Origin of the sequence: Geomonas ferrireducens (genome assembly GCF_004917065.1) — a bacterium.
GTDB classification, from domain to species: Bacteria; Desulfobacterota; Desulfuromonadia; order Geobacterales; family Geobacteraceae; genus Geomonas; species Geomonas ferrireducens.
Genome location: NZ_SSYA01000002.1, coordinates 103,635 through 126,092 on the forward strand (window position 1 = coordinate 103,635; position 22,458 = coordinate 126,092).

Annotated in this window: 18 protein-coding genes; 13 read left to right on the forward strand and 5 right to left on the reverse strand. The window is 60.8% G+C overall.

All coding sequences use genetic code 11. The annotated features are described in order from the left end of the window. The first annotated feature begins 7 nt into the window (after positions 1–7). Positions 8–1,183 carry a peptidoglycan DD-metalloendopeptidase family protein gene (locus tag E8L22_RS09345; RefSeq protein WP_162604813.1) on the forward strand — a complete coding sequence of 392 codons (1,176 nt, stop codon included), beginning with the start codon at positions 8–10 and terminating at the stop codon, positions 1,181–1,183. Here E8L22_RS09345 and E8L22_RS09350 read toward each other — a convergent pair. Together E8L22_RS09350 and E8L22_RS09355 are read right to left on the reverse strand one after the other, a co-directional pair. After that, complete coding sequence (locus E8L22_RS09350; protein ID WP_136524938.1) at positions 1,148–1,840, reverse strand: MarC family protein; 693 nt, start codon at positions 1,838–1,840, stop codon at positions 1,148–1,150. The two genes, E8L22_RS09345 and E8L22_RS09350, sit on opposite strands and share 36 nt — an antisense overlap. A gap of 54 nt (positions 1,841–1,894) precedes the next feature. After that, the gene (locus E8L22_RS09355) at positions 1,895–2,359 is read right to left on the reverse strand and encodes a DoxX family protein (protein WP_136524939.1); all 465 of its coding nucleotides are present in this window, start codon (positions 2,357–2,359) and stop codon (positions 1,895–1,897) included. Positions 2,360–2,595: 236 nt separating this feature from the next. Between E8L22_RS09355 and E8L22_RS09360 the strand changes: the two genes are divergently transcribed. The 8 genes from E8L22_RS09360 to E8L22_RS09395 all read left to right on the forward strand — a co-directional run bounded on the left by E8L22_RS09360 (position 2,596) and on the right by E8L22_RS09395 (position 8,856). Then, positions 2,596–3,006, forward strand: coding sequence for a YbjN domain-containing protein (locus E8L22_RS09360; RefSeq protein ID WP_162604814.1), 411 nt, complete (start codon positions 2,596–2,598; stop codon positions 3,004–3,006). 40 nt (positions 3,007–3,046) lie between these two features. Beyond that, entirely contained in the window at positions 3,047–4,153 is a 1,107-nt protein-coding gene (locus E8L22_RS09365; protein WP_136524941.1) for a dipeptide epimerase, read from the forward strand. Beyond that, positions 4,150–5,319 carry a DUF819 family protein gene (locus E8L22_RS09370; protein ID WP_136524942.1) on the forward strand — a complete coding sequence of 390 codons (1,170 nt, stop codon included), beginning with the start codon at positions 4,150–4,152 and terminating at the stop codon, positions 5,317–5,319. The genes E8L22_RS09365 and E8L22_RS09370 overlap by 4 nt, the downstream gene beginning before the upstream one ends. Next, a complete protein-coding gene (locus E8L22_RS09375; RefSeq protein ID WP_136524943.1) occupies positions 5,316–5,645 on the forward strand; it encodes a hypothetical protein in 330 nt (109 codons plus the stop codon). The genes E8L22_RS09370 and E8L22_RS09375 overlap by 4 nt, the downstream gene beginning before the upstream one ends. 20 nt (positions 5,646–5,665) lie before the next feature. After that, positions 5,666–6,328: a carboxypeptidase-like regulatory domain-containing protein gene (locus E8L22_RS09380; protein WP_136524944.1), complete on the forward strand. Its 663-nt coding sequence runs from the start codon at positions 5,666–5,668 to the stop codon at positions 6,326–6,328. 122 nt (positions 6,329–6,450) lie between these two features. Further along, positions 6,451–6,849, forward strand: coding sequence for a hypothetical protein (locus E8L22_RS09385; protein WP_136524945.1), 399 nt, complete (start codon positions 6,451–6,453; stop codon positions 6,847–6,849). A 221-nt stretch (positions 6,850–7,070) separates the two neighbouring features. Next, the gene (locus E8L22_RS09390) at positions 7,071–7,553 is read left to right on the forward strand and encodes a nucleoside 2-deoxyribosyltransferase (protein ID WP_136524946.1); all 483 of its coding nucleotides are present in this window, start codon (positions 7,071–7,073) and stop codon (positions 7,551–7,553) included. A 61-nt stretch (positions 7,554–7,614) separates the two neighbouring features. Then, a complete protein-coding gene (locus tag E8L22_RS09395) occupies positions 7,615–8,856 on the forward strand; it encodes an MFS transporter (protein ID WP_136524947.1) in 1,242 nt (413 codons plus the stop codon). Positions 8,857–8,925: 69 nt separating this feature from the next. Here the strand turns inward: E8L22_RS09395 and E8L22_RS09400 are convergent, their stop codons facing one another. Continuing rightward, entirely contained in the window at positions 8,926–11,214 is a 2,289-nt protein-coding gene (locus tag E8L22_RS09400) for a hypothetical protein (protein WP_136524948.1), read from the reverse strand. Between the two features lie 1,155 nt (positions 11,215–12,369). Here E8L22_RS09400 and E8L22_RS09405 point away from each other — a divergent pair. The 4 genes from E8L22_RS09405 (at position 12,370) to E8L22_RS09420 (ending at position 15,685) form a co-directional block, all read left to right on the forward strand. Next, positions 12,370–13,089 carry a hypothetical protein gene (locus E8L22_RS09405; RefSeq protein ID WP_136524949.1) on the forward strand — a complete coding sequence of 240 codons (720 nt, stop codon included), beginning with the start codon at positions 12,370–12,372 and terminating at the stop codon, positions 13,087–13,089. Between the two features lie 144 nt (positions 13,090–13,233). Continuing rightward, complete coding sequence (locus E8L22_RS09410; protein ID WP_136524950.1) at positions 13,234–14,007, forward strand: hypothetical protein; 774 nt, start codon at positions 13,234–13,236, stop codon at positions 14,005–14,007. 127 nt (positions 14,008–14,134) lie between these two features. After that, positions 14,135–14,617, forward strand: coding sequence for a hypothetical protein (locus E8L22_RS09415; RefSeq protein WP_136524951.1), 483 nt, complete (start codon positions 14,135–14,137; stop codon positions 14,615–14,617). A 237-nt stretch (positions 14,618–14,854) separates the two neighbouring features. Next, entirely contained in the window at positions 14,855–15,685 is an 831-nt protein-coding gene (locus E8L22_RS09420) for a HEPN domain-containing protein (protein ID WP_136524952.1), read from the forward strand. 258 nt (positions 15,686–15,943) lie between these two features. On the opposite strand, the gene E8L22_RS09425 is transcribed toward E8L22_RS09420, so the two are convergent. Together E8L22_RS09425 and E8L22_RS09430 are read right to left on the reverse strand one after the other, a co-directional pair. Beyond that, entirely contained in the window at positions 15,944–20,389 is a 4,446-nt protein-coding gene (locus tag E8L22_RS09425; RefSeq protein ID WP_198420142.1) for a translocation/assembly module TamB domain-containing protein, read from the reverse strand. Further along, on the reverse strand, positions 20,386–22,152 hold the full coding sequence (locus E8L22_RS09430) for an autotransporter assembly complex protein TamA (protein WP_246044601.1): 1,767 nt from the start codon (positions 22,150–22,152) through the stop codon (positions 20,386–20,388). The genes E8L22_RS09425 and E8L22_RS09430 overlap by 4 nt, the downstream gene beginning before the upstream one ends. Between the last annotated feature and the right edge of the window lie 306 nt (positions 22,153–22,458).

A 22,458-nucleotide genomic window follows, 5' to 3' on the forward strand; every position in this document is an offset into this window, starting at 1 on the left:
ATTCGTTTTGGAGAGTACTGCTGTGGTGAAATGTGGCGGATGGCTGGTGTTGTTGTGCGCGCTCTTCTCGCTTTCGGGGTGCCTCAGCGCCCCGGGTTCCCCCAAGGGGAGCTGGCCTTGGGAGTATGGCGGAGATCACGCAAAGGCGCAGACCGGAAACTACGGCTACATAAGCGGGGCCGTGGCCGACTTCGGGGAGGCCCCGGGGAAGATGAAGGCGGCTAGCGATGAGACAGCCGGCGCTCCCCCTTCCGCGGCACCGGCGGCACCGGCGGCACCGGCGGACAAAGTCCCCGCCGCCGCGCAGGTGCCTGCCCTAGCCGGGACGAAGCCACCCGGCACCGCTCCGGAGTACGACTTCATCCTTAAGGACGTGGAGGTCACCCCTCCCGACTACGTTCCCGCCGGTTCGGTCGAAACCACCCACGACATCACCGCCGTCAACAACGGCCACGCGCCGGTCTCGCTCCTCTTCGAGGTCGACCGGGAAGCATCCGAGAACCTGGAAGCGGGACAGGACATGCCGCTTTACCTCGTGATCCCCCCAAAGACCCGGCAGGTGGTCTTCCATGGCAAACCAAGCGATCGAAGGAAATCGTCCCACGCAAGGTACGCCTACGCCTGGGGGATCGGCGCCCAAACGGCGGAGCACCGTTGCCCGGAGGGTTACCGACTTCCCTTCGGCTTGAAGGTCAAGGGTGAGGCCCGCCTGTTCGGCACGAACGCCCCCTACGACCGGTACGCCGTCCGCTTCAGGATACCGGCCGGGACCGAGGTGTGCGCGGCCCGCAAAGGGACCATAGTCAGGATCAGGGAAAAGGGCGGCATCGACATCCTGCACGAGGATGCCACCATCGCAAGCTATAGGCATCTCGGGCAACTGGCTGACGGTGTCACGGAGGGAAAGGCCGTTTCGGCACGGGAACCGCTCGGGGTAGTGCACCCGATGGGAAAGGAAAAACTCTCCTACCTGGAGTTCGTCGTCTGGCGCCCCCAGCCGCGCCTGAAGGAGGACCCGTCCTCCAGGGCGCCCAGGCCGGTGATGACCTCGGTCTCCTTCCCCCTGGAGTTTTGCAACGATTCCGGGTACTGCTTCCCCCTTACCGGCGACCTGCGCCTTCCCATCTCCGAACCGGCGCGGTCGCGGTCAAAGACGCGAAGGCTCGCTGGCGACCAACGCTGAGGTTTTTCCCACGGCAGGATGCAGCCGCACCGCCGGCCAGAGTTCGGTGATGCCGTTGATGACGTACTGGACCGCGATGAAGGCGAGGACGAGGCCGATGATCCTGACCGCTACCTTCATCCCGAGGACGCCCAGGACGCGGGCGAGTTCGTCGGCCCAGTGCAGCAGCAGGTAGGCGCAGAAAAAGACGACGAAGGCACCGGCGGCAAAAAGGAGGATGGAGAAGAGGTCGGGAGCCTGGCTTGCGAAGACGAGGCAGGTGACGATGGCGCCGGGTCCCGCCAGGAGCGGGATGGCGAGCGGGGTCACTGAAACGTCCTCCTTCTTCTCGGCGAGCCTCTCCTCGCTGCTGCTGGTCTGTGTTCCGGTGGGGTTACCGTAGAGGAGTTCTAGGGCGATTACGAAGAGCAGGAGCCCTCCGCTGATGAGGACCGCCGAGCGGCCGATGCCGAAATAGTCGAGGAGGGCCGGCCCGGCGATGATGAAGAGGACGATGACGAAATAACCTATGAGGCAGCCGCGTCTGGCGATCGCCCGGCGCTCACCCTTGTTGTGATGGGAGGTGATCGCGAGAAAGATCGGGACCGCTGCCAGCGGATCTACGATGACGAAAAGCTGGACGATGAAGACCGCCAGCTGATCCAGGCTGTGTTGCATCGCTTTTTCCTGTCTGCCCTCCCCTTCAGGCAAAGGAGGTGCGGGAAGGGATGATCATGCCCCCCCGGGAGGGGTCACGCGCTGCGAGATGAAGCGGTCGAGGGAGAACCTCCCGCCGCCGGCGATCGCGAGGGCAAGGCAGATGCCGACTACCAGGATGTGGTACTCGAACCCCTCGCCGGCCTGTTTGCCGCCCCAGTTCATGAAGAAACCGTTGCGGAGATGCACGAGGGAGGCCGCGACCGCGATCTCGACCCCCATGACCAGAGCGGCAAGCCTCGTGAAGAGCCCGGCCACGAGCAGCAGCGGGCCTAAGAACTCGGTGAGGACGGCGAGCAGCGCGAAAAGGTAGGGGATCCCCATGGTGTGAGTGAACATCTCCATGGTCCCGGAAAACCCCGGTCCGCCGAACCAGCCGAACACCTTCTGGGCACCGTGCGGGAAGATCACCACGGCAAGAAATATCCTCAAAACGGTGAGACTCGACGTCGGTTCTGTCGCCAAAAGCTTCCTCAACATAGTGCCTCCTTCGGGCCGGGCGTGGCGGCGCGGGCGTCCCCCCCTCCCCCTTAAGTCGGTGCAAACCAGCCAATGATATCAACGCGCCACAGCTGCGCAAGCGCCGTTTACGGCAAATTCGACGCAGAACCGCCACCAGTGCGGTTTTCTCCGCTCGAAACTGTTGCTTTTTAATTTACAACACATAAATATTCACATATATTTCCATCGACAAAATGCGCTCTCCGGAGGAAACCATGGCACAAAACGCCTCAGCGTTCGAGGAATACCTGAAAAAGCAGGGGATCACCCTCGACAAGAACACCCACGAAGACAACACCGTGTTCGTCGTCCCTGAAAAAGTGGATGGGATCGGGGCGGTTTCCCTCATGGCGCTTTTCAATGACAGCGACCGCTATGTCACCCTTATCTGCTTTAAGTACCTCACCTTCCCGGAAGAGAAGAAACCGGCCGTGCTGGAGATGATCAACACGCTGAACGCCGAGTACACCATGGTGAAGTTCGTCGAGACGGGCAACGCAGTATCGGCCCAGGTGGTGGTTCCCTTCCACGACAACTTCTCCAGCGAAGTAATCGTGGACATGATCGCCCTCGTCTTCCGTGCGATGCAGGAGGAACATCCCCGTCTCCTGAAGGTGCTGCAGTAGTGCAATGAAATGAGGTCCTAGCTCCCCGGAGGAACTGTTGATGGAGAAAGTATCCTTTGTTATCGACGACGCGGTTGCTTCGATCATCCGGGCGCCGCTTGTCACGCCGTTTCGTATCGCAACCGGCCAGCACGACGAGCTGGAAAATGTCTTTTTGAGGCTGTGCGCCGGCGACGGGACCTGCGGCTACGGCGAGGCGGCGGTAGCCACACACATAACCGGCGAGACGGTAACCGACACCCTGGACAACCTGCAAAGCGCGGCGCATGCCCTGCGCGGCCGCAGGATCGGCGACCCCGTCGCGGTCTGCCGCGAGTTCGCCCCGGCCTTCGCCGGCAACCACGCCGGTCTTGCCGCGCTCGAGATGGCGGTTCTGGACCTGAGCGCCCGCCTGCAGGGTATCCCCTTCTACCGGCTCTTCACGCCGCTTGCCCAGAATGCGCCCGCCTCCTTCGCGACGGACATAACCGTGGTGATCGGGACCGTCGAGCAGGCGCGGCAAACGGCGCGCGACTTCGCACAGCGCGGCTTTAAGACCTTCAAGATCAAGGTCGGCAGCGACGAGAGTATCGACCTCGAAAGGGTGCTCGCAGTACGGGAGGCGGCCCCCGGGTGCGAGATCGTCCTAGACGCCAACATGGGTTTCAACGCGACACGCATGCTCGCCTTCCTGGAACGGCTCGACGCCGGCGGGGCGCGCCCGGCACTTCTGGAGCAGCCGGTCCCCAAAGAGGATTGGGAAGGGCTTTGTACGATAACGAAGGCGCTCGAGGGAAGCGGCATACTCGTCTGCGCCGATGAAAGCGTCGGTTCCGTCGCCGCGGCAAGACGCGCCATAGAGATGAACGCGGTGAGCGCCATCAACATAAAGTTCATGAAAAGCGGCATCCTGGACGGCGCCGAGATCGCCCGTCTCGCCGTGGAAAGCGGCAAGCGGCTCATGCTCGGGGCGATGATGGAGAGTTCGCTCGCCATCACCGCATCGGCCCACTTCGCGGCGGGGCTTGGCTGCATCGACTTCATCGACCTCGACACCACCTTCTTCCTGGGCGGGGCGATGGCTCACTCCCCCTACCTCGACGCAAGCGGCCGGTTCGACCTGAGCGCCGCCGGCCCGGGAATCGGCGTGGAGCCCGAGTTCCCATGATCGAGAACCCGGTCCTCATCGTCGCGGTCCTCGTTGCCATCGAGGCAGTGATCCTCACCCTGTCGCGGCACGAGCGGACCGCACGCTTCTTCGACCTACTTCCGGCGGTATTCTGGATCTACTTCATCCCGATGCTTTCGGCCACCTTCGGCCTCATCGCGACCAAGAGCCCGGTTTACGGTCTCATTACCACCTGGCTGTTGCCGGCAAGCCTCGTGCTGCTGCTTTTGCCGGTGGACATCGGCGCGATCCTCCGCCTGGGGCCGATCGCCCTTGCCATGTTCTTCATCGGCGCCGCCGGCATCATGGCGGGAGCCGTCCTCTCCTTCTCGCTCTTTCGCCCCCTCATCGGCGCGCAGTTCTGGTCCGGCTTCGGCGCCCTTTCCGCCTCCTGGACCGGGGGGAGCGCCAACATGATCGCGGTGAAGGAGGCGCTCGCCGTCCCCGATGCCGTCTTCGCCCCGATGGTGATCGTGGACACCGTGGTCCCCTACCTCTGGATGGGCTTCATGATCGCCATCGTCGGGCTGCAGCCCGCCTTTGACCGCTGGAACCGCTCCGAGCGCGGCATCCTGGAACACCTGGGCGAGCAGGCGGCGCAGCATCTGGCCTCAACCGGCGGGCGCCGCACCGTCGGAGGGATCGTCCTCTCGCTTGCGGTGGCGCTGGCCGGGGGATGGGGAGCGCACATGATCGCAGAGCTGCTCCCGAAGGTCCAAGACGTGATCACCTCCTACACCTGGACCATCATCGTGGTCACCCTTTTCGGTATCGCGCTCTCCTTTTCGCCGCTTCGCAAACTCGAGCGCGCCGGCGCCTCGCGCACCGGCTACGACATTCTCTACTTCGTGCTGACCGCCATCGGTGCCAAGGCCTCCGTGGCCAGCGTCGGCTCGGCGCTCGTCCTCATCGCCGCCGGATTTTTGATCGTCGCGGTGCACGCCGTGTTCCTCGTGGTAGGGGCGCGGCTGCTGAAGGCCCCCATGTTCCTCGTCGCCGCCGCGAGCCAGGCAAACGTGGGCGGGGTCGCCTCCGCCCCCGTGGTCGCCGAGGTGTACCATCCCGGGCTCGCCTCGGTCGGTTTACTCCTCGCCATCCTCGGAAACATCGTCGGCACCTGGCTAGGTATTTTGTGCGCGCAGATGTGCAGGGGCCTCGCACCATGAACCTGCGCCGAGTGAAACTGGCACTCTGTACGGGAGAGATGGCCTGCGTCATCGCGTCCCTGGCTGCGGCGAGGGCGGCCGATATTGCCATGGACAAAAGCGGCGTCGGCGACTTGGACCGTTTCGCCTTCTGGAACAGCATCGTGGGGCTGAGCGTCATGCTGTTCTTCCTGCTTTGGGTCGCCGCTGTGCTGCTGGCCGTTTTCAGCAGACAGCGCGAATTTTATGCGTCCAAAAGGGAGTACTGGTTGAACCTCGTGCCGGACGTGATACTGCCCCCGCTGGTGATGCTTGCCGGTTGGGCGGCCGTCTTCATGCTGTTGTGAATGGAGGATTGGCAGGCGGGATGATCAAGCTAGTGGCGGTGATATGTGCGGCATGCGCGCTGCTCTTACTCGGCGCGGGACCTTCCGAGGCCGTCTGGCCGATGTACCACGAGCCTTCCTTCGACGGAAAGGTGATCGACATCGCGACCGGAAAGCCCATCGAAGGCGCCGTGGTGGTCGCCGTGTACAACAAACGTGCGCTGGGAGCCCGCAAGGGGCAGTCGTCATCGGTGATCAACGTGAAAGAGGCGCTCACCGACCGGGAGGGAAGGTTCCACATCCCCTCCTACACCACGGTGCTCGCCCTGCCGTTCACCCAAAGCGACCGGACCACCTTCCTGATCTACAAGCCGGGATACGCGAGCGTCACCCTTCCGCTCAAAAGCCTGTTCACCGGCCGGACGAAATCGGAAAAGGAGCTCTCTCCCTGGGACGATCCCGTTTTAAGCGGAAAGTACAAGATCAGGCTCTTCCCTTCCGGCGTCGTCGGGCTCCCCAAGCTGGAAACGAAGGACGAGAGGCTTAGGAACATGCCCTCACTTCCCGACAAGCTGGATCACCTGGGGAGACAGAAGACGCTCACCAGGCTGATCAACGAGGAGAAACGCGAACTGGGTGAACCGGAGATCGATCCATACCAGATGCGCAATACCCTGCTCAACGAGGTAAAAAGAGAGAAGTGATAAAGGCGAGACCGCTGTCATAGCGCCGTTTGTTCCTTCTGCAGAACTTGCAAAGAGTTTCCCTCGCTTGTCCCGTCACTATCAGGTAGAATGTCTTCGGCCTTATGACAGGAGGTGACGGCATGATTTCAGCGTTAGCGGCGTACAAGGCGATGATTTTGGGTTCCACCACCGATACCGGTTCAGCCAAGCCCTCCCATAAGAGAGACGGCGGCGCGGATGCCACCGCCGATGCCGATCTGGTCAACATCTCCACCTCCCAAGATGTCTTCACCGCGGTAGACAACTTCTTCAACCTCGGTGCCTCGAACCGTTTCGACGCCTTCCACAAACTCTCCCCCAACGACAAGGAGCAGTTCGTCCAGATCGTCGCCGACCTCGCGAAGTCCGGTTACATGGGATACGAGGAACTCGTGGTGAACAAGAAAGTGGAACGTCACGACTTGGAAAACAAGATCGGCGATGACCGCATCCGAGGCGCCAGGGTCTACGACCGCGCGAAGGAGACCCACCGCGGCTAGTACCCAAGGCTCCAGAGTTACGCTCCCACGAAGCACCGCCCAAGCCCAAGCGTCCTCCCTTTGCGAACCTTCTTCAGAGAATTCCGGGGAGTAATACAGCTGTCCACGAAGCTCTGCATGGGGCCCTAGGTTCCCCCCTTTGCGAAGTGGGGACAGGGAGGATTTGCCTTTAGTTAGCCGCCCAAGGAGCCAGGCCCCTACCCCCCTTTCATGGAGATGTCATGTCAGACAAAAAAATAAAAGTTTACCTCGCCTCCCCGCTTGGCTTCAGCCGCGAGAACACCCCCTACCGCCAACGGATCAAGGATCGGCTGGAAGCGCTCGGCTGCGAGATCTTCGACCCGTGGGAGCAAGATGAGGTGGCGAAACGGATCGAGGCAGCGCTCTTCATCGAGGAAGGGCCGCGCCGCGCGGCCGCCATCAAGGAAGCCGCCTCCTTCACCGGGGGAGTGAACGCGCAGGGGCTCAAGGGGGCCGATCTGGTGCTGGCGGTTCTCGACGGGACCGAACCGGACAGCGGGACCGTCGCCGAGGTGGGTTACGGCGCGGGAATCGGGAAGCGGTGCTTCGGCCTGCGCACCGACTTCAGGGACTGCGGCGACTTTCCTGGAGTGCCGCTCAACCTGCAGGTGATCTACTTCATCGAGGAGAGCGGCGGCCGGCTTTTCCGCAGCATCGAGGAGATCGAGCTGCACCCCTCCTAAGTGGGCACCCAGCCGGTTTCATATTGACAGCGGCGGGCGTTGCGGCTAGTTTTGCCCGACCATGAATGACACCGGCATAAATGGCGAAGAGCTCGCCGCACAGTACGACCCGCCCCGACATCGGCACACCCTGCAGGTCCTCACCTGTTGCCTCATCGGCTTCATCTGCTTCCTCGGCGCCTACATGCGCATACCGGTGCTGCCGCTGTTAGCCAGCGGCATCGGCGCAGGCACCACGGAGATCGGTCTCATCAACGCCGCCTTCATGCTCTCCGCCGGCATCCTCGCCGTTCCCGCGGGCCTCTTGTCGGACCGCATCGGCATCCGGCCGGTGCTGCTCACCGGGCTTGCCCTCATGAGCTGCGCGTCCCTTCTCATCCCCTTCTGCGGCACGCCCCTTCTGCTCGGCGTCATCTACCTCGTCTTCGGCATGGGGCTTTCCGCCTTCACCCCGACCATGATGTCGTCGGTGGCAAAGGTGGTCCCGCGCTCTCACGTCGGTCGCGCCTACAGCTGGTACACCACCGCGGTCTACCTCGCCATGACCATAGGTCCGGCCAGCGGCGGCTGGTTCGGCCGCATCATCGGCATACGTGAGGTCTTCTTCGTGTCGGGGGGATTGATCCTGCTGGCGCTGGCGGCGGTCCTCTTCTTCCGTCCCGGGCAGGGGGAGGAACACCACGCCCACGCCGAAGAGCACCCGGAGCACCTCTCCGGGGTCTTTTCGAACCGCAGGCTCATGGCCGCCCTAGTCGGGACCCTCGGAGGATGCTTCGGCTTCGGCATGTTCATTTCTTTTCTCCCGCTGCACGCCCGCGCCCAGGGGCTCAACGTTGGGGAGATCGGCATCGTCTTCGCCGCTCAGGCCCTCATGAACGTGCTGCTGCGTATCCCGTTCGGCCGACTGAGCGACCGGGTGGACCGCGGCCTCATGTCCGGCACCGGCCTTCTCGTCTGCGCCGTCGCCGTCATGCTCACCGGTCCCGCCCAAGGGATGGCCGCGCTCATCGCCTGCGCCTGCCTCCTCGGGGCAGGCATGGGGGTCTGCTTCACCGCGCTCAGTTCGCTCGTCGTGGTGGTCACCCCTCCAAAACAGCGCGGGCTGGGCCTTGGTCTCTACAACAGCTGCGTCTACCTAGGCATGATGCTCAGTTCTGCAACCATGGGGATAGTGATCAAGAGAACCAGCTTTTCCCTAGGCTTCATGGTGACCGGCGCCGCGACCTTCGTGATGGCGCTCCTCTTCTTCTGCCTGTACCGCACCGTCGTCTCCGCTCCGGAAAAAACGGGGGCGGCCCGATAATCTCCCGGACCGCCCCTTCTTGCCACACCGTTACGTGACGTACTCCCCTTCTCTTTCCGCCACGCAGCTCTATTTCCCGAGCACCGCCTTACCCTGGGCGAGCTTGTCGGCTTCGGCCGCGCTGATCACCTTCGCGCAGAAGATGTCCGCCTCCTTGAAGGAGCCGGCAGCCTTGGCGGGGTAGTCGTCGACCTGGGCCGGGTTGATGCTGAGATAGATCCACATCTCCTTGACGGTAGCGAGCTTGACCAGGTAGGTATCCCACTCCTTCACCCGGACCACCGACTGGATAGAGGGGATCGCCTTAAAAACGGCCTCTCCCTTGCCTGACGAAGCCGATGGCTGCTGCGCATTTGCCAGCGCCGTCACCAGGCCGACCGCTTCGAGCTCCGGGCTCTTTTCCCACGCAAGTCGCAGCGCCTGTTTCTTCCCTTTCCCCGCGCCACTCTCCTTGTCCTGCAACGGTACTGCCGACACGCCTACCACAGCAGGCTTGGCAGGCTGGACCGGTTGGGACTCCGCAGCCGGCTTACCCGTTTGCGGCACGCTCTCCGCCGCGGGCGCCGGCGGGCCGCCGGGCGTCATCGCCCCTTTCTGCAACGCTCCGCCGACTGGGAAGGGAAGCCCGGTTACCACCGGGGTCGCGGCCGACGGCGCCGCCCCGTTCACCTTCATCTTTGCCAGAATGTCCGCCTGGGTCGCCAGGGTGATGCCGCCGCTGATCATGCCGTACCCTCCCAGGAAGGGGTGGGGCTTCGATTGGAGCAGGGAGAGGCACTCGGTCCGACGCCCCAGCTTCTCCTTGTCCAGAAACGGGAGGGAACCCGCGCCCTGAAGCCGCTCGACGTCCCGGCTCCACTGCTCGAAGTCGATGTCCCGGCGCACCGGAAGGTCAAGGAGGAAGTCGAGCTGATGCAGGCCGCTCACCTTGAGCATCAGGATGACGCAGCTCCACTTCTGGATCTGGTTCAGCCTGTGATAAGCGGGCTCGTAGTCGGCAAAGGCGTCGTAATGCCGGTCCCACCACCCGAGGAATTCCTTGCTCTGGTAGTTAGGGGCGGTCTCCTCCTTGCCCGGCGTCAGCATGTTGGAAGAGGCGGCGTAGACCCTGGTCGCCGTCGGCTGGAACAGGGTCTTGTTCCCGTACACCTCGAAGGCGTCCTGCTTGAGGCCGAACCAGAGCCTCGTGTTGGCCGCCCGGCCGTACCCCTGCCAGTACAGTTTCGGAATCAGGATCTCAGTCATGGGGCGGAACCCCTTGATGGCTACCTTCGGCGACCCCCCCTCGTAGTCCATGGCCCACATCTTGGCGAGGAGGTCGGTGTAGAAAAGCATCATGCCCGCCTGCGTCCCCTGCAGGTTCCCGTCGTAGCGCGCCTTCTGGTAGGTGTGGTACTGCTGGATGCTGTAAATGGCCGAGAAGACGCGCATGTCCGCGTCGCTGCCCGATGCCGAAAGGGCGCGCAAGAGCGCCACCAGAGGGGCATCGCTCCTCGTCATCCTGACGCGCTGCGCGACGGTGCCGAGGTCCGAGGCGGAGGCACCGACAAAGCCCGGGTTCCGTATGAGCGGCGAGGTTCGCACGAACTCCTCCAAATCAGAGGCGAACGCGCCGTAGTCCATGTCGAGGTCGAGGGAGAAGCCGATTTTGGCGGGGCTCCCCGGTGCGATGTAGGCCTGGTAGAGCGCAGCGATCTCTTCCACCGTCACCGCGCGGCGCGCGTCGTGCCCGTAGGAGCGCGCGCCTATGAGCAGGGCGCCCGGGCTCCACTGCACCATGACGACGTCATCGGCGTTCTTGAGAAACTTCCTGAGCTCGGGAAGGTTGGAAACGGAGGCGGTGCTGTAACCGTACTCGGCGGTAAAGACGGCGGCGGTATCGAAGCTTTTCTCGAACGAGATGTCAAGGCTCGATGCCCCTTCGGGGAGCGCGTAGGTGAAGACGGAGATCTTCTCGGGGAGGGAGTTGCTCTTCGCGTAGCTCTTGTCGATGAGGGAGCCGATGAGCGGCTTATCGCCGCGCTTCTCCCTGGGTATGAGTACGGCCCACTCCTTGTCGGAGACCGCGAACACCCTTCCCTTCGACACCTCCCCCGGAGCGGTTTCCTTGAGCGACGGGTGGCGGATGGGGATCTCTTCCCCCGTCGATACACCGAGCTCGTTTTTCAGGCCGTACGCGGCCCAGTCGCGCACCTGCTCGTCCTTTTCGTCCGTGCTCAGTGTGCCGAGGAAGGAAACAAGGCTCGATATGTCGACGGAGACGTTTGCCGGGTGGGCGGCAACGGCCTGGGTGTTGAGGTCTGAGACCAACAGGAAGGCGACGAGGGTCATGCAGGTGAGAAAGGCTCTGAGGAGCAACGGACATCCGGTCGTGCGGGGCGGGAAACGGTGCATAGCATCTCCTGACAATAACAATTCATGTGCCGCCGATTTCTATCGCACTATATAGATATCCCCCTTTCATGTCAAAGCCACTTTTCCCGTGCGGCGGTCCATCGGGGCGGCGCGCACTGCCACCCGCGTCTTTTGCAGCTCCCAGAGTTCCTCGCGCAGAATGAACTCAAATTTCCTACCTCCGCACCATTCCATCCCCCAAGCGTGCACGTTTCCAATTTGCACGTAGGCGTTCCTGATTGACCTGTCCGCGTTTAAAACTGACACGGGCAGGGGTCAGGCTTGTACGCGCGCGTTTAAAATCCCCATGTCCGCGTTGTAAGTTAGTACGTCCATGTTGCAAGTTTCCATGAGCATGTTTCAAGTTAGTATGTCCACGTTGAACGTTTCCATGGAATCGTTTTAAGTTGATACATCCGCGCTGCAGTTTTCCACCACCGCATTTCAAGTTGGTACGTTCGCATTGCAAGTTTCCGCAACCGCATTTCAAGTTAGTACGTTCGCATTGCAAGTTTCCACAACCGCGTGGAGACTTGGTTTGTCCGCGTTGCAAACTACAACGGGCGCGTTTCAGGTTAGCACGCGGACGTTGCAATTTTGTACCGACGCGCGTGAGGCGGGGCCCGCCCCCTCACGCCCAACCGCCCTGCTTCCACTACCAACCCACGACGAGTTCACCGCCAGAGAATCGCCGCGCAGGTAGTAGCCCTCCCAGGAGAAGTATCCTCCGGCGTGCCCGGCGCTCATACCTTGTGAGATGGACATCATGGCTTTTGACCTGCAAACGGGATAGGGCCTGACTGGGTCGTGCCTTACCCCCCAGGACCTTTCAGAGGATGTTACAACCACCTAGTCTTTCAACATAAATAATGAAAATTCACATTGATTACGACTAACCGTGCATGTTAATCTGCTGCACGCCATTTGGTGCTCGATGCCGGAGGCACTCAGGACTATAAGGGGCCTGCTGTATTAGAGACGAAGGCGGCCTTCTCCAACATGGAAGTTGCTTATATAGGTAGCCGAGGGATGTTACCTGTATAAGGAACAAGTTACTTATATAGGTAACTAGCACCCTATATAGGCAACCTTTCTAACCGGACGAGTTGGCGAGGAATAATGGAAGTGATGAAGCCCGAAATGGATGCAACAGAAAAAACAGCATTAGACCATCTCCGGTACCGAGGCTTCGAAAATGTGATGTACGAGCCAAATGGTAAGAGTACTGTGCCCGATTTCGTAATCGTGGACAGAATTGCGGTGGAGGTCAGACGATTAAATCAAAACGAAATTGGGTCTTCGATACCCAAAGGGTTAGAGCACGCCGAATTTAGACTAATACAAAAATTCAACAAGATCCTAAAATCCCTCGAACAAAGTTCTGGATGGTGGGTACTTTTAAGGTTTAAGCGCCCAGTACCAAAAGGGAAACAAATAGAGGCAGCAGTACGTTCATTTATTTCATCATTACCAGAGACACCGGAGAAGGAACGACTCCACCTGAGTATTGGGCGCAACCTAAACCTAGAGTTTTGGAAGAAAGGGAATGGCCTGGACAAAACGATTGAGCTTGGATCTGTTTGCGATTTAGATGAGGGCGGGTTTGTGATACCTGAAATGGAGCGTAACCTGAGATTATGCATAGATGAGAAAACTAAAAAAATTTCAAACATTAAATCACAATACGAAAAATATTGGCTCATTCTAGTTGATCACCTTGCATATGGTATGTCCGAGTATAGCCGAAAACTGTTCAGGGAAAATGTGTGTATCGAACATCAATGGGACAAAATAACAATTCTCAACCCTCTTGATCCGACAGATTTTTTTGACCTTTAGATAAGAAAGCCAGAGACAGTAAAGTCGAGTTACCGTAAGTGGGTCCCTCGAAACAGCGCTGCAGACAGACGCCAACCCGCGCCACGACCGGACTATCGCCGGTCAGGTTTGTGGACGTTGTGTGACAAAAGAAAGAAAAAGAAAATGAGATTACCCATCACATTAGTTTTCCTCGCTTTGATCTTCGTCGCCTCTGTCGCTTCGGCAGCGCAGTGGAGAACCGTGGAGAAGTTTAGTTTCGACTGGCGAGGAGACAAAATACCGTATCACTTTGTGCTTAGGGCACCAGTTGATTATGATGCCGGAGGTGACTACACGCAGTTGCAGATAATGCTTAAGGGGAAAGTCGTTCTTGAAGTCAATGATAACGACGGTCTAGCAAAGCTTGCTGATGCCTTAACGCTTGATAGCCAGAAACTCAAGAAAAAGAATATTCTGAAGTCAAAACACATTCTGATGATTACCTCACTAAAAGGAAGATCGAAACATCCTCTTCTTCTGTTGTTTGGTTGGGCCTATGGCAGTTCCCCCGGAAGCTTACACATTATCGCATTAGGTGATGACGAAACACCAAAACAGATTCTGAATCTTGAAAACTTTGAAATTCGGTCATTTGCAGACATTGATAAAGACAAAATCCCAGAGTTGATCGGTTATCCGTGCTTCACCCAGTCATGGGGACCTGAGTATTCTTTCCTGACTTACGATCCCTTTCATGTCTACCGTTTTGGTGCAACCGCCATATCGGAAATGACGATGGACCTCCAATTGACCGAGTCCTACAACAGGAAGAATTACTATGGTTGGGCGGGGCCGGAGTGTTCGGAGGACACTGCGGTGGTCCTTCACCCGCCTGGAGGTGGGAAACCTGTGGTAATGGATGTAGAAAAGGCAAAAGCTGTCTTCGAGAAACACTGACACACAACAAAGCGTGGCAGCGGGCTCCGCTTCGCTTCGCCGCTGCACTCTCCCACGTTGAATAAGAAGCGTTCACCGAAACCTCTCGTTGTGTAAGTACCGCGTGGAGCTTCAAGAGGATACAGACATGGAATGCATGGATGACTATGTTGGTTCTGTTGGTCAAAATGTCCTCGATGAGTTTTTTGATCTTGTTGCTGCGGCAGTACAAGAAGGTCTTGCCCGTATCGAGCCACTCGCGCAGAGCCAGTCGTACATAGGCACTTACTATAACTGGCCAAGCGTTACGTACAAAGATGGTGCAATGCCGAGCATTTACGAGACGTTTGCGTCGGGACCAGTAGATTACACTAGAGCGTTTCGTGGTTCTTTTGGAATAAGTAATGGGCCGCAGATACCTACAGATAATCTGCAATCATTCAAGGACCTAATAGCATTTGTGAAAAGCAATAGTGACATCATAAGCAGGCTACTACCGAGAAGAATGATAGAAGGTTTAGATACTAATCAGCAAACGCCCGAGAGGTATATTGACTTTTTAACTTTTAGTATCACTAGCATTCCAGAAGTTCTGCTATGTAGATACATCCATACCTACAATACTTTCTAATTCAAAAGAGATGACTTTAAAGACATAGCTGAACCATATTTTCGCAGCATATTTAACGACAGGCTATATGTTGATATTTGCATTCCAATTCTATTTATTAATTTTGACTTTGATAAGATTGAACTCTGCCAGAATAATCAAATTGAACGCATAGACCATAAGTTTCATCTAGCCCGAGCATCGGTATCTTCGTATGGCTCTGGTGTCCACAAATCAGTTCTGTCAGCCGCTACACATATGTTAGTACTTAAAAACTGGTACATAACTAATGAAAACCTTTGGCACCTATCAGAACTGGTTGCAGACTCGTCGGCTTACCCAATTGATTATATTAATCGTTTTTTTGCTGCCTTACGAATTAAAACAGGGTGCGCTACGGGATACGCACAGTTACTTATGCGTCCAGTGGATTGGGCTCATTCTTATAAGGCTGACCTGCCAGCTATAGAAGGTACTTCCATCAAATCGTATCCAAATCAATTTGATAACTATTATTGGAACAGAGAGGATCTGCCTAAGATAGATGCCGAAGAAGCAAAAGAAATTGGTTCAATGTTCGCCAAATTAATAGCAGTGACAGAAAATAATATACAAATTGCTGTCAGACGTTTAAACCTTTGCTTCTTAAGAGATGATGATGAAGATTCAATATTGGATGCTACAATAGGCATTGAAGCTTTATTGTCTGACGACGATCATCAAGAAATGACACATAAACTTGCAATGCGAGTCGCAGCTCTCAGCATAGTAGCAAAAAATTTTGAGACACCACCTGCGCAAGTGTTGAAACGTATTAAGGACATATACAGCTTTAGATCAGCTGTCGTTCATGGCAGCACAAAAGCCAGTAAAAAAAGAGAGATCGTACTAAAAGATAACAGCGTCATACCAACAAGTTCCCTAGCACTGCAATACCTCCGGTTAGTTCTTGAAGCGTTAGTGAACAATCCTAAATACAGAAAGCCAGCAAAGATTGATGAGTTCCTGTTGTCGGGCTGCACTGGGTATGAGGACGGTGTTACGTGCCGTGTTAAGCACGCGCAAGATTTCGAAGACCTGGTTAGGTAACCATATAAATTCCACGCCTAGACCGGCCACGCCGGTCAGGCTTGCGTTGGAATAGAGATTGAAAACATGAAAAGTGAGGGACAGAGGGGGGACAGAGGGGACAGTGGTAAGTTGTGTAAGTAGTTTACGATGACGAGTTGCCAACCAAGCGGGTGGACCAGGTCCCCGCAAGGTGATCCTGAAGTTGGAAAAGCGGTATTTTGTCGTCAAAAAAATATAGAAAATATTTCCACACGTCAAGCAGTCGAAATAAACCGGCTAATTGAACTCCATTTTGTAGTAGAGGTCCGCGCCGGACTCGGAGCCGCTCTGGGTCTCGATCTGCAGACGCTTGAAGATGTCGTAGCGCAGCCGGAAGAGGTTTTGGCCGGTGATGAGGGAGCGGCCGTAACTCAGGTAGAGCTTGGGGGTGAGGTACTTGCCGACGGTGAAGAGGGACTCGCCGACGGTGGGCTGCTTCACGCCGCCGGGGGTGGTGGGGAGCTCCTTGTAACCCATGCGCCCGGTGGTCGAGGTGTCGACCCGCTCGAGACCGAGCGTGCTCAGCCCGAGGCGGTCCTTGATCTGCTCCTGCAGCGACTCGGATTTACCCATGGAGAAGAGCGAAGCGGCGGCGGTGGCGAGCATCCCCCCCTGCTCTCCACTCTCGCCCATCGGATGGCCGAGCACCATGTACGCCAGGATGTCCACCTCGGGCATGGTCGGCTCGGAGTAGAGCTTGACCACCGGGGTCTTCAGGCTCCCGCCGACGGTGACGCCGGCCTTGACGTCGCCCACCGTGCGCAAGGCGAGAACGTCGAGGGTCGGACGGGTCACCGGGTCGTTCACGTAGTAGAGCCTGCCGCGCACGATCTGCAGGTCCATGCCGTAGGCGCGGTAACGCCCCTCCACCACCTTGATCTCGCCGGAACTCTGGATGTCGTCGATCCCGTTCAAGACGAGATCCATGCTCCCGCCGAGCCGGGCATCGATCCCGGAGGCCTCCACCCGCACCTTGTCCCCAAGCGTCACCTTCACGCGCCCCTCGAGGTGCAACGGGAAGGCGGCCTGCTTCGCCTGGGGCAGCGCCCCCTCGAAGACGACGTCCTCGCTCGGGGTTACCATCTTCTGCACCGGTGGGCCGCTCACGAGCATCTCCGGAATGCCGATCTCACCGGCCAGGGTGGCACGGGTCCCGGTCCCCTCGAAGGTGAGCTGCGGCGAGGTGTACATGGTGAGTTCCGGAAGGTAGACGGTCTGGAAGCGCTGGCCGCTCAGAGCCCCCTGGAAGTCCCGCACCTCCCATCCGGCAAGCCGCGCCTTGAGGTTGCCGACCAGCTCGCCGCCGCCGGAGACGGCGCGCAGCCGCTCGATGAGGAACAGGTCCTTTTCCAGGCGCGCGGAGAGTTCGACCCCGGTCAGGGTGATCCCGGCACTCGGGAGGTAGGCACCGGCATCGGAGAGGTGCAGGGTCCCCTGCACGGTCGGATCGCCCCAGACTCCCCCCACCTTCAGATCGGCGTCGATGAGGCCGCGGCTCTCCTGCACCAGACCGGGGAAGAGGGCCGTGAGGAAGCCGTGCTCGCGCAGCTTTCCGGCGAAGCTCCCGCTCACCGCTCCGTTTTGATCGGGGGTGACCGGGATTCGGGCGGGCACCGGAAGCCGGAACTCCCCTTTTCCCTGGCCGTATTCGGCAAGCGCGAGGTCGAGGGCGCCGGTCAGGGCGTTGCCGCGCCAGTCGAAGGTGAACCGGGCGGTACGGATGCCGGCGCTCGCCGCACCGTTTGTCCCTTGCCATGTGGCGCTCCCCTGGGTGAACACGGCCTCGCCCGCCGCCTCCAGGCGCCTTCCCGGTAGCAGCTTCCCTTTCGCGTTCCCCTCCAGTTCGCCCTGCAGTTCGAGCGCTCCCGGAAGCCACGGGCGCAAAAGGGCAGGCTTGATGCCGCTCCACTGAACGGTGACGTCGCCGGTCTCCGGGAGCGCGGTGCCGGCGGGGGTCGTCGAGGAGAGCGCCGCGGTGAGACTCCCCCCGGTGTCGAGCCAGAGCTGCGCCTCCCCCTTCGTTCCGCTGTTGTCCGCATCGACGGCGAGGGTGAACTGGCTGCCGATCAGCTTCTCTCCCTGCGAACGGTACTCACCAGTCGCCTCGGCCCGGCCGTGCAGAACGAGCTCACCTCCCCGTTTCCCTGCGGCGGCTGCGTTCAGCCAGCGGAAGGAGAGGCCGGCCCGATCGATCGAGGCGTCGAACTGGTCCCCCTTGTCGCGCCACTTAAAGGCCCCACCGGTGAGCGCGGTGTTTCCCTCGACGTCCACCTTCCCGCCCGGCAGCAGCCGCCCGTGCGCCTCGGCGTTCAGACGGCCGTCAAGGGTAGTTTCCGTCGCCAGGAAGGGACGCAAAAGCGCCAGGTCCAGGTTCGTCAGCAAAAGCGAGACCTCGCCCCGGTCGGGAAGCGCGAGCCGTGCGGGACGGTCGGAATGGAAACCGAGACGAGCGGCGCCGCCCCCCTTTTCCAGCGCGAGATCGACGGCGGCGTCGATGCCACCTCTCCCGCCGTCCAGCGTCGCTTGGAGCCGGTCGAAGGCTACCCTTTTCCCTTCCCTTGCGAAGGAGCCCGCGGCCTCGGCCCTCGCGGTGACGGTGAGTCCCCCCGCCGGAGCAAGGGCGAGCTCCAGGTTCCCGGAGCTCTCCCCGGTCACCTCCCCCCCGGCGAGCCACGCGTTGGCGCGGGCGAGGTTCAGGCGCTCCCATACGCCGACGAGCTTGCTGGAATGGTCCCGGCTCATGCTTCCGGAGAGTTCGACGCGCTCGCCCGGGGCGCCGTTTAGGACAAGCGGCGTGGTGCTGAAGCGCCCGTTCCCGACGACGAGGTGCGCCGGTGCGGCGAGGGAGAAGGGGCCGACACCGTCGTTTCCGGTAAGGCGTGCGAGCTCGCCGCGCCACGTACCTTCGGCGTAGCCGCCGGAGGCCAGGAAATCGACGGTGGCGGCGCGGGAGGCAAGGCGCGCCTCCAGGGTGTGTCGCGCCGCGGTCCCTGCGAGGGCGAAGCTTGCCGTGTCGACGCGCACCCCCCCGGCGGAGAGCGCCGAAGCCGTCCCGGATAGCTTCATCGGATGGTCCTTCCCCTCGCCCAGGGTGGCGGAGAGCTGCACCGCCCCGGCACTGCCCCCCCCTGCGGCGAGGTTATGCCCGGTCCCCTCCGCTGCACCTGAGAGCATCCCGTCGCGCCAGCGCAGCCAGCCGTCGGTCTTGAGCGCCCCGGCGCTTCCCGGCAACAGCGAGGAGAGGTCACTCACGTCGGCGGCAAAATCGAAGCGCCGGTCGACCTCGCCGTGGCCCGAGAACCGGAAGCCCCGGCCGGTGAGGAGGAGGCGTTTGACGGCGAGGCGCGCCCCCTGAAAGCCCCCTTCCAGTTCGCCGGAGAGCTCGCGCCCCTTGAGCCTGCTTTGTAAGAGGTGCGCCTGGAGCGCCCCGGAGACGGGACCGTTGCCCGCCTGACCGATCGAACCGGTTATGTCGAGATTGACCTTACCGTCCCATTCCGCGGCGAGGCGCGAGGGGTCGAGCCCGCGCCCGGAAAGGTTTCCCGCCACCTTCCACCCGCGGCTCCAGTCCACGTCGAGCGCGCCGCGCACGCTCCCCTGCAGCCAGTTGCCGGAAAGAGGTGCAAGACGCACGCTGCTCTTGCCGCCGCGGTAGTGCGCCGCAAGTCCCATGTTCTCCCAGCCGGTCCCCTTGTTGGAGAGCGCGAAGGTGCCGGCATAGGCGGAGGGGGTCCCGGAAAAAGTGACCGTGCCGTTTAAAACGGAGGGACGGTCGAGTTCCTTCGAGAGGTCGAGATGGTCGGCGGCAAGCGCCAGGGCGAAGAGGGGTTCCGAAACGGTGAGGGTCATGCTCCCGTTGCCGGTGAGGGTCCCGGGGCGCCCGGGACGGACGAGGCGCAGCGATCTGAAGTTGAAGCCGGTGCGGGTGACGCCCAGCTCTGCATTCACCTCCAGGCGGCGCGCCCCTCCCCTTTTCCCCTCGAGCGCCACCGGTCCGGCAAGCTGCTCCGGCGCGCGACCGGGAACGAGGCGCGCCTTGACCGAGACGGCGTCGAGGTCGGCGACCGGAGTCGCCGGGGCGAGCTGCAGGTCGAGCCTCAGCGACGGCTGCCACAGCCCCGCCTCGACAAGGCCGGTCGCCTTGCCGTTCTCCAGGGAGAGGCTCCCGCCCGAGAGGGTCAAAAGGCCGTCTTTCAAGGTCATCCCGGCGGCAAGCTCTTTGAGCACGAATGGCTCCCCCTGCAGGTGGCGGTAGTTCACCCCCTTTACCGAGATGCGCTCCACGCTGGCGTCCAGGCGGCGCAAAAGAACGCTCGGCTGCGGCCAAGCGAGATTGGGGGCCTTGGCGGAAAGCGGTGTGTCATCCTGAATGCGCACCGAGGCGACGCCAATCTCGTGCACCAAAAGCTCGCCCCGGAAGAGCCGCTCAGGCTCCCAGGAAAGCTCGATGCGCTCCACCTCGACGACCAGGTTCCGACGGGAAAGGCGCAGCCCTTTGACGAGGAGCCGGTCGCGAAGGCGCCCCTCCACCTGTTGCACGCTCGCCTTTCCCCCCATCCCGGCGAGGGTGACCAGGGCGAAACGCGCCCCGGAACTCGTGTAGACGAGCCAGGCCGCCCCGCCGGCCAAGAGCAGGGAAAGGCCGACCGCAGGGGCCGCTATGTAGAGTACGACGCGTTTCAAAATTCGAACCCCACGGTGAAATGGATGCGGAAGAGACGGGAGTCGTCCAGGGGCTTCGCGAAATAGAGGTTCAGTCCCCCCACCGGCGTGTAGTAGTGCGCCCCTATCCCCGCCCCCTGGTGCAGGTCCATGCGCGCGTAGTCGTTGAAGGCGTTGCCTATGTCATGGAAAAGCGAGACGCCCCAGTTCTTGTAAAGCGCACGCTCCACCTCCATGCTTCCGACCAGTAGGTGCTTCCCCCCCACCACCTTGCCCGATGAGTCCTTGGGGCCGAGGCTCTGGTAGGCGTAGCCGCGCACACTCTGGTCGCCGCCGGCGAAGAAACGGATCGACGGGGGAAGCTCGGCGAAGGGGTCGGTGAGGATGCTGTAGCCTACGTTGCCCCGGGCATGGAAGGTGAGACGCCAGGGGAGCGGGACCAGGACGCTCCCGTTGCCGATGAACTGGGCAAGGCCAACGTCCGAGCCGAAATAGGGGTGCGCCCCGCGCACATCGAAGGAGAGGCGGTAGCCTATGGTCGGGCGGATCATGTCGTTGAAGCGCTCCTTCGAGAAGCGAAAGCCCGGGAGCACCAGGCGGGAGCGCGAGTCCGCCGTGCCGATGGTATAAAACTCCTCCTGGAACTTCACGTAGACCGTTCCGAGTTCGCCGCGCCCGAGGCCGAAGGTGCGGTCGAGTTCCAACGCGGCGAGGCGGCTTTGGTAGGTGGAGACCTCCTCCTGCTGCAGGTTTAGCTGTATGGCACTCGAGCTGCGGTGGTCGGTCTCGTCAGGCATGGTGTAGCGGCCGGCGAAGCCCTGCAGCCTCTCGGCGACGTAGATGCTGAGGTCGAGGTCGTTTCCTTCGTGGGCAAGGTTCAGGTCGCGGTAGCGCACCGAGAAGCGACCGCCGGTATCGGTGCCGTAGCCGACGCCGGGGCGCAGGGTGCGGCGCGGCGCCGCGGTGAGCCGGATGAGTACCGGCACCTTCTGATCCTTCGCCTCCTCGCGCTGTGGCGTCACCACCACCTGGCGGAAACGCTCCGAGTTGGCGAAGTTCAACTGGGTCTCCCCGAGTTTCGAGTAGGAGAAGGGATCTCCTTCCTTGAAGGCGACGAAGCGCTTTAAAAAGACCTGCGGATAGTCGGGGGCTCCCTCGATGCGCACGCCGTCGAAGCGGTAGCGCGCGCCGGTTTCCATGGTGAGCAGGACGCGCGCCGTGGCGAGGTCGGGTGAGATGCGGATCTCGTGGCGGGAAAAGGAGGCGTCGAGGTAACCGAGCGTCTGCGCCTGCGACTGCAGGGCTCCCTTCCCCCGCTCGTAGGAGGGCTGGGACAGCACCTCGCCCCGGCGCACCGGAAAGGAGGTGACCAAATGGGCGAGCTCCTTTTCCTTGCTCCCGCTCCCCTCAAGCCTCACCTCGACCTCGGCCACGCGTACCGGCTCGCCGGGCTCCACCGTCACCGCCAGAACGCTTTTCCCCTTCCTGTCCCCCTGCACCGCTGCGGTCACCCGGGCGCGGTAGTAGCCGTAGGGCTGCAGCGCCACCCGCGCCTTTTCCGGCGCCTGGCGCGCGAAACGCTCGAGCCAGAGCCGGTCCACCTTCCCGTCGCGCACGAGCCCGTGCGGCAGGGCAAGCGCCTGGCGCACGTTTTCCAGCGCATCCCCCTCGACGCCGGAGATCTCCACCTCGACGGGCTCGGCGGCGCGTGCGGGCGCGGCCTGGACGAGGCTCCAGGAGAAAGCGAGGGCAAGCGCGAGGTATGTGGGAAGGGGTCTCGGCATGTGACACCACGTCATAGGTCTGCGCCGGCGGCTACTGGGGCGACGGGGCGCTGACACAGATGGGAGGCGGCTAACCTTAGGATTTTGGACCCATGAAGTTTACCATGTAAATCTGCGCTGTTGTCCTTGAAGACGTTTTTCCGGAGGCGCGGCAGCGGCATGGGGTGAAATGAAGTGACAGCGACGGCAAACGCTGTGACTGCCCACCGGTCTTCCTGACGAGATAAACACCATCACAACAGGACTTAGCCCCAACCACGGCGAAGAGACGATGCTCCGGACTCACGGAGCACGTGGCGCTGAGAG

Bases quoted from the DNA above. Each gene is read 5' to 3' on its own strand.
- E8L22_RS09355 (WP_136524939.1), bottom strand. From the start codon at position 2,359: ATGTTGAGGAAGCTTTTGGCGACAGAACCGACGTCGAGTCTCACCGTT.
- E8L22_RS09380 (WP_136524944.1), top strand. From the start codon at position 5,666: ATGATCAAGCTAGTGGCGGTGATATGTGCGGCATGCGCGCTGCTCTTA.
- E8L22_RS09370 (WP_136524942.1), top strand. From the start codon at position 4,150: ATGATCGAGAACCCGGTCCTCATCGTCGCGGTCCTCGTTGCCATCGAG.
- E8L22_RS09420 (WP_136524952.1), top strand. From the start codon at position 14,855: ATGTTAGTACTTAAAAACTGGTACATAACTAATGAAAACCTTTGGCAC.
- E8L22_RS09360 (WP_162604814.1), top strand. From the start codon at position 2,596: ATGGCACAAAACGCCTCAGCGTTCGAGGAATACCTGAAAAAGCAGGGG.
- E8L22_RS09415 (WP_136524951.1), top strand. From the start codon at position 14,135: ATGGAATGCATGGATGACTATGTTGGTTCTGTTGGTCAAAATGTCCTC.
- E8L22_RS09390 (WP_136524946.1), top strand. From the start codon at position 7,071: ATGTCAGACAAAAAAATAAAAGTTTACCTCGCCTCCCCGCTTGGCTTC.
- E8L22_RS09350 (WP_136524938.1), bottom strand. From the start codon at position 1,840: ATGCAACACAGCCTGGATCAGCTGGCGGTCTTCATCGTCCAGCTTTTC.
- E8L22_RS09365 (WP_136524941.1), top strand. From the start codon at position 3,047: ATGGAGAAAGTATCCTTTGTTATCGACGACGCGGTTGCTTCGATCATC.
- E8L22_RS09385 (WP_136524945.1), top strand. From the start codon at position 6,451: ATGATTTCAGCGTTAGCGGCGTACAAGGCGATGATTTTGGGTTCCACC.
- E8L22_RS09405 (WP_136524949.1), top strand. From the start codon at position 12,370: ATGGAAGTGATGAAGCCCGAAATGGATGCAACAGAAAAAACAGCATTA.
- E8L22_RS09395 (WP_136524947.1), top strand. From the start codon at position 7,615: ATGAATGACACCGGCATAAATGGCGAAGAGCTCGCCGCACAGTACGAC.
- E8L22_RS09430 (WP_246044601.1), bottom strand. From the start codon at position 22,152: ATGCCGAGACCCCTTCCCACATACCTCGCGCTTGCCCTCGCTTTCTCC.
- E8L22_RS09375 (WP_136524943.1), top strand. From the start codon at position 5,316: ATGAACCTGCGCCGAGTGAAACTGGCACTCTGTACGGGAGAGATGGCC.
- E8L22_RS09410 (WP_136524950.1), top strand. From the start codon at position 13,234: ATGAGATTACCCATCACATTAGTTTTCCTCGCTTTGATCTTCGTCGCC.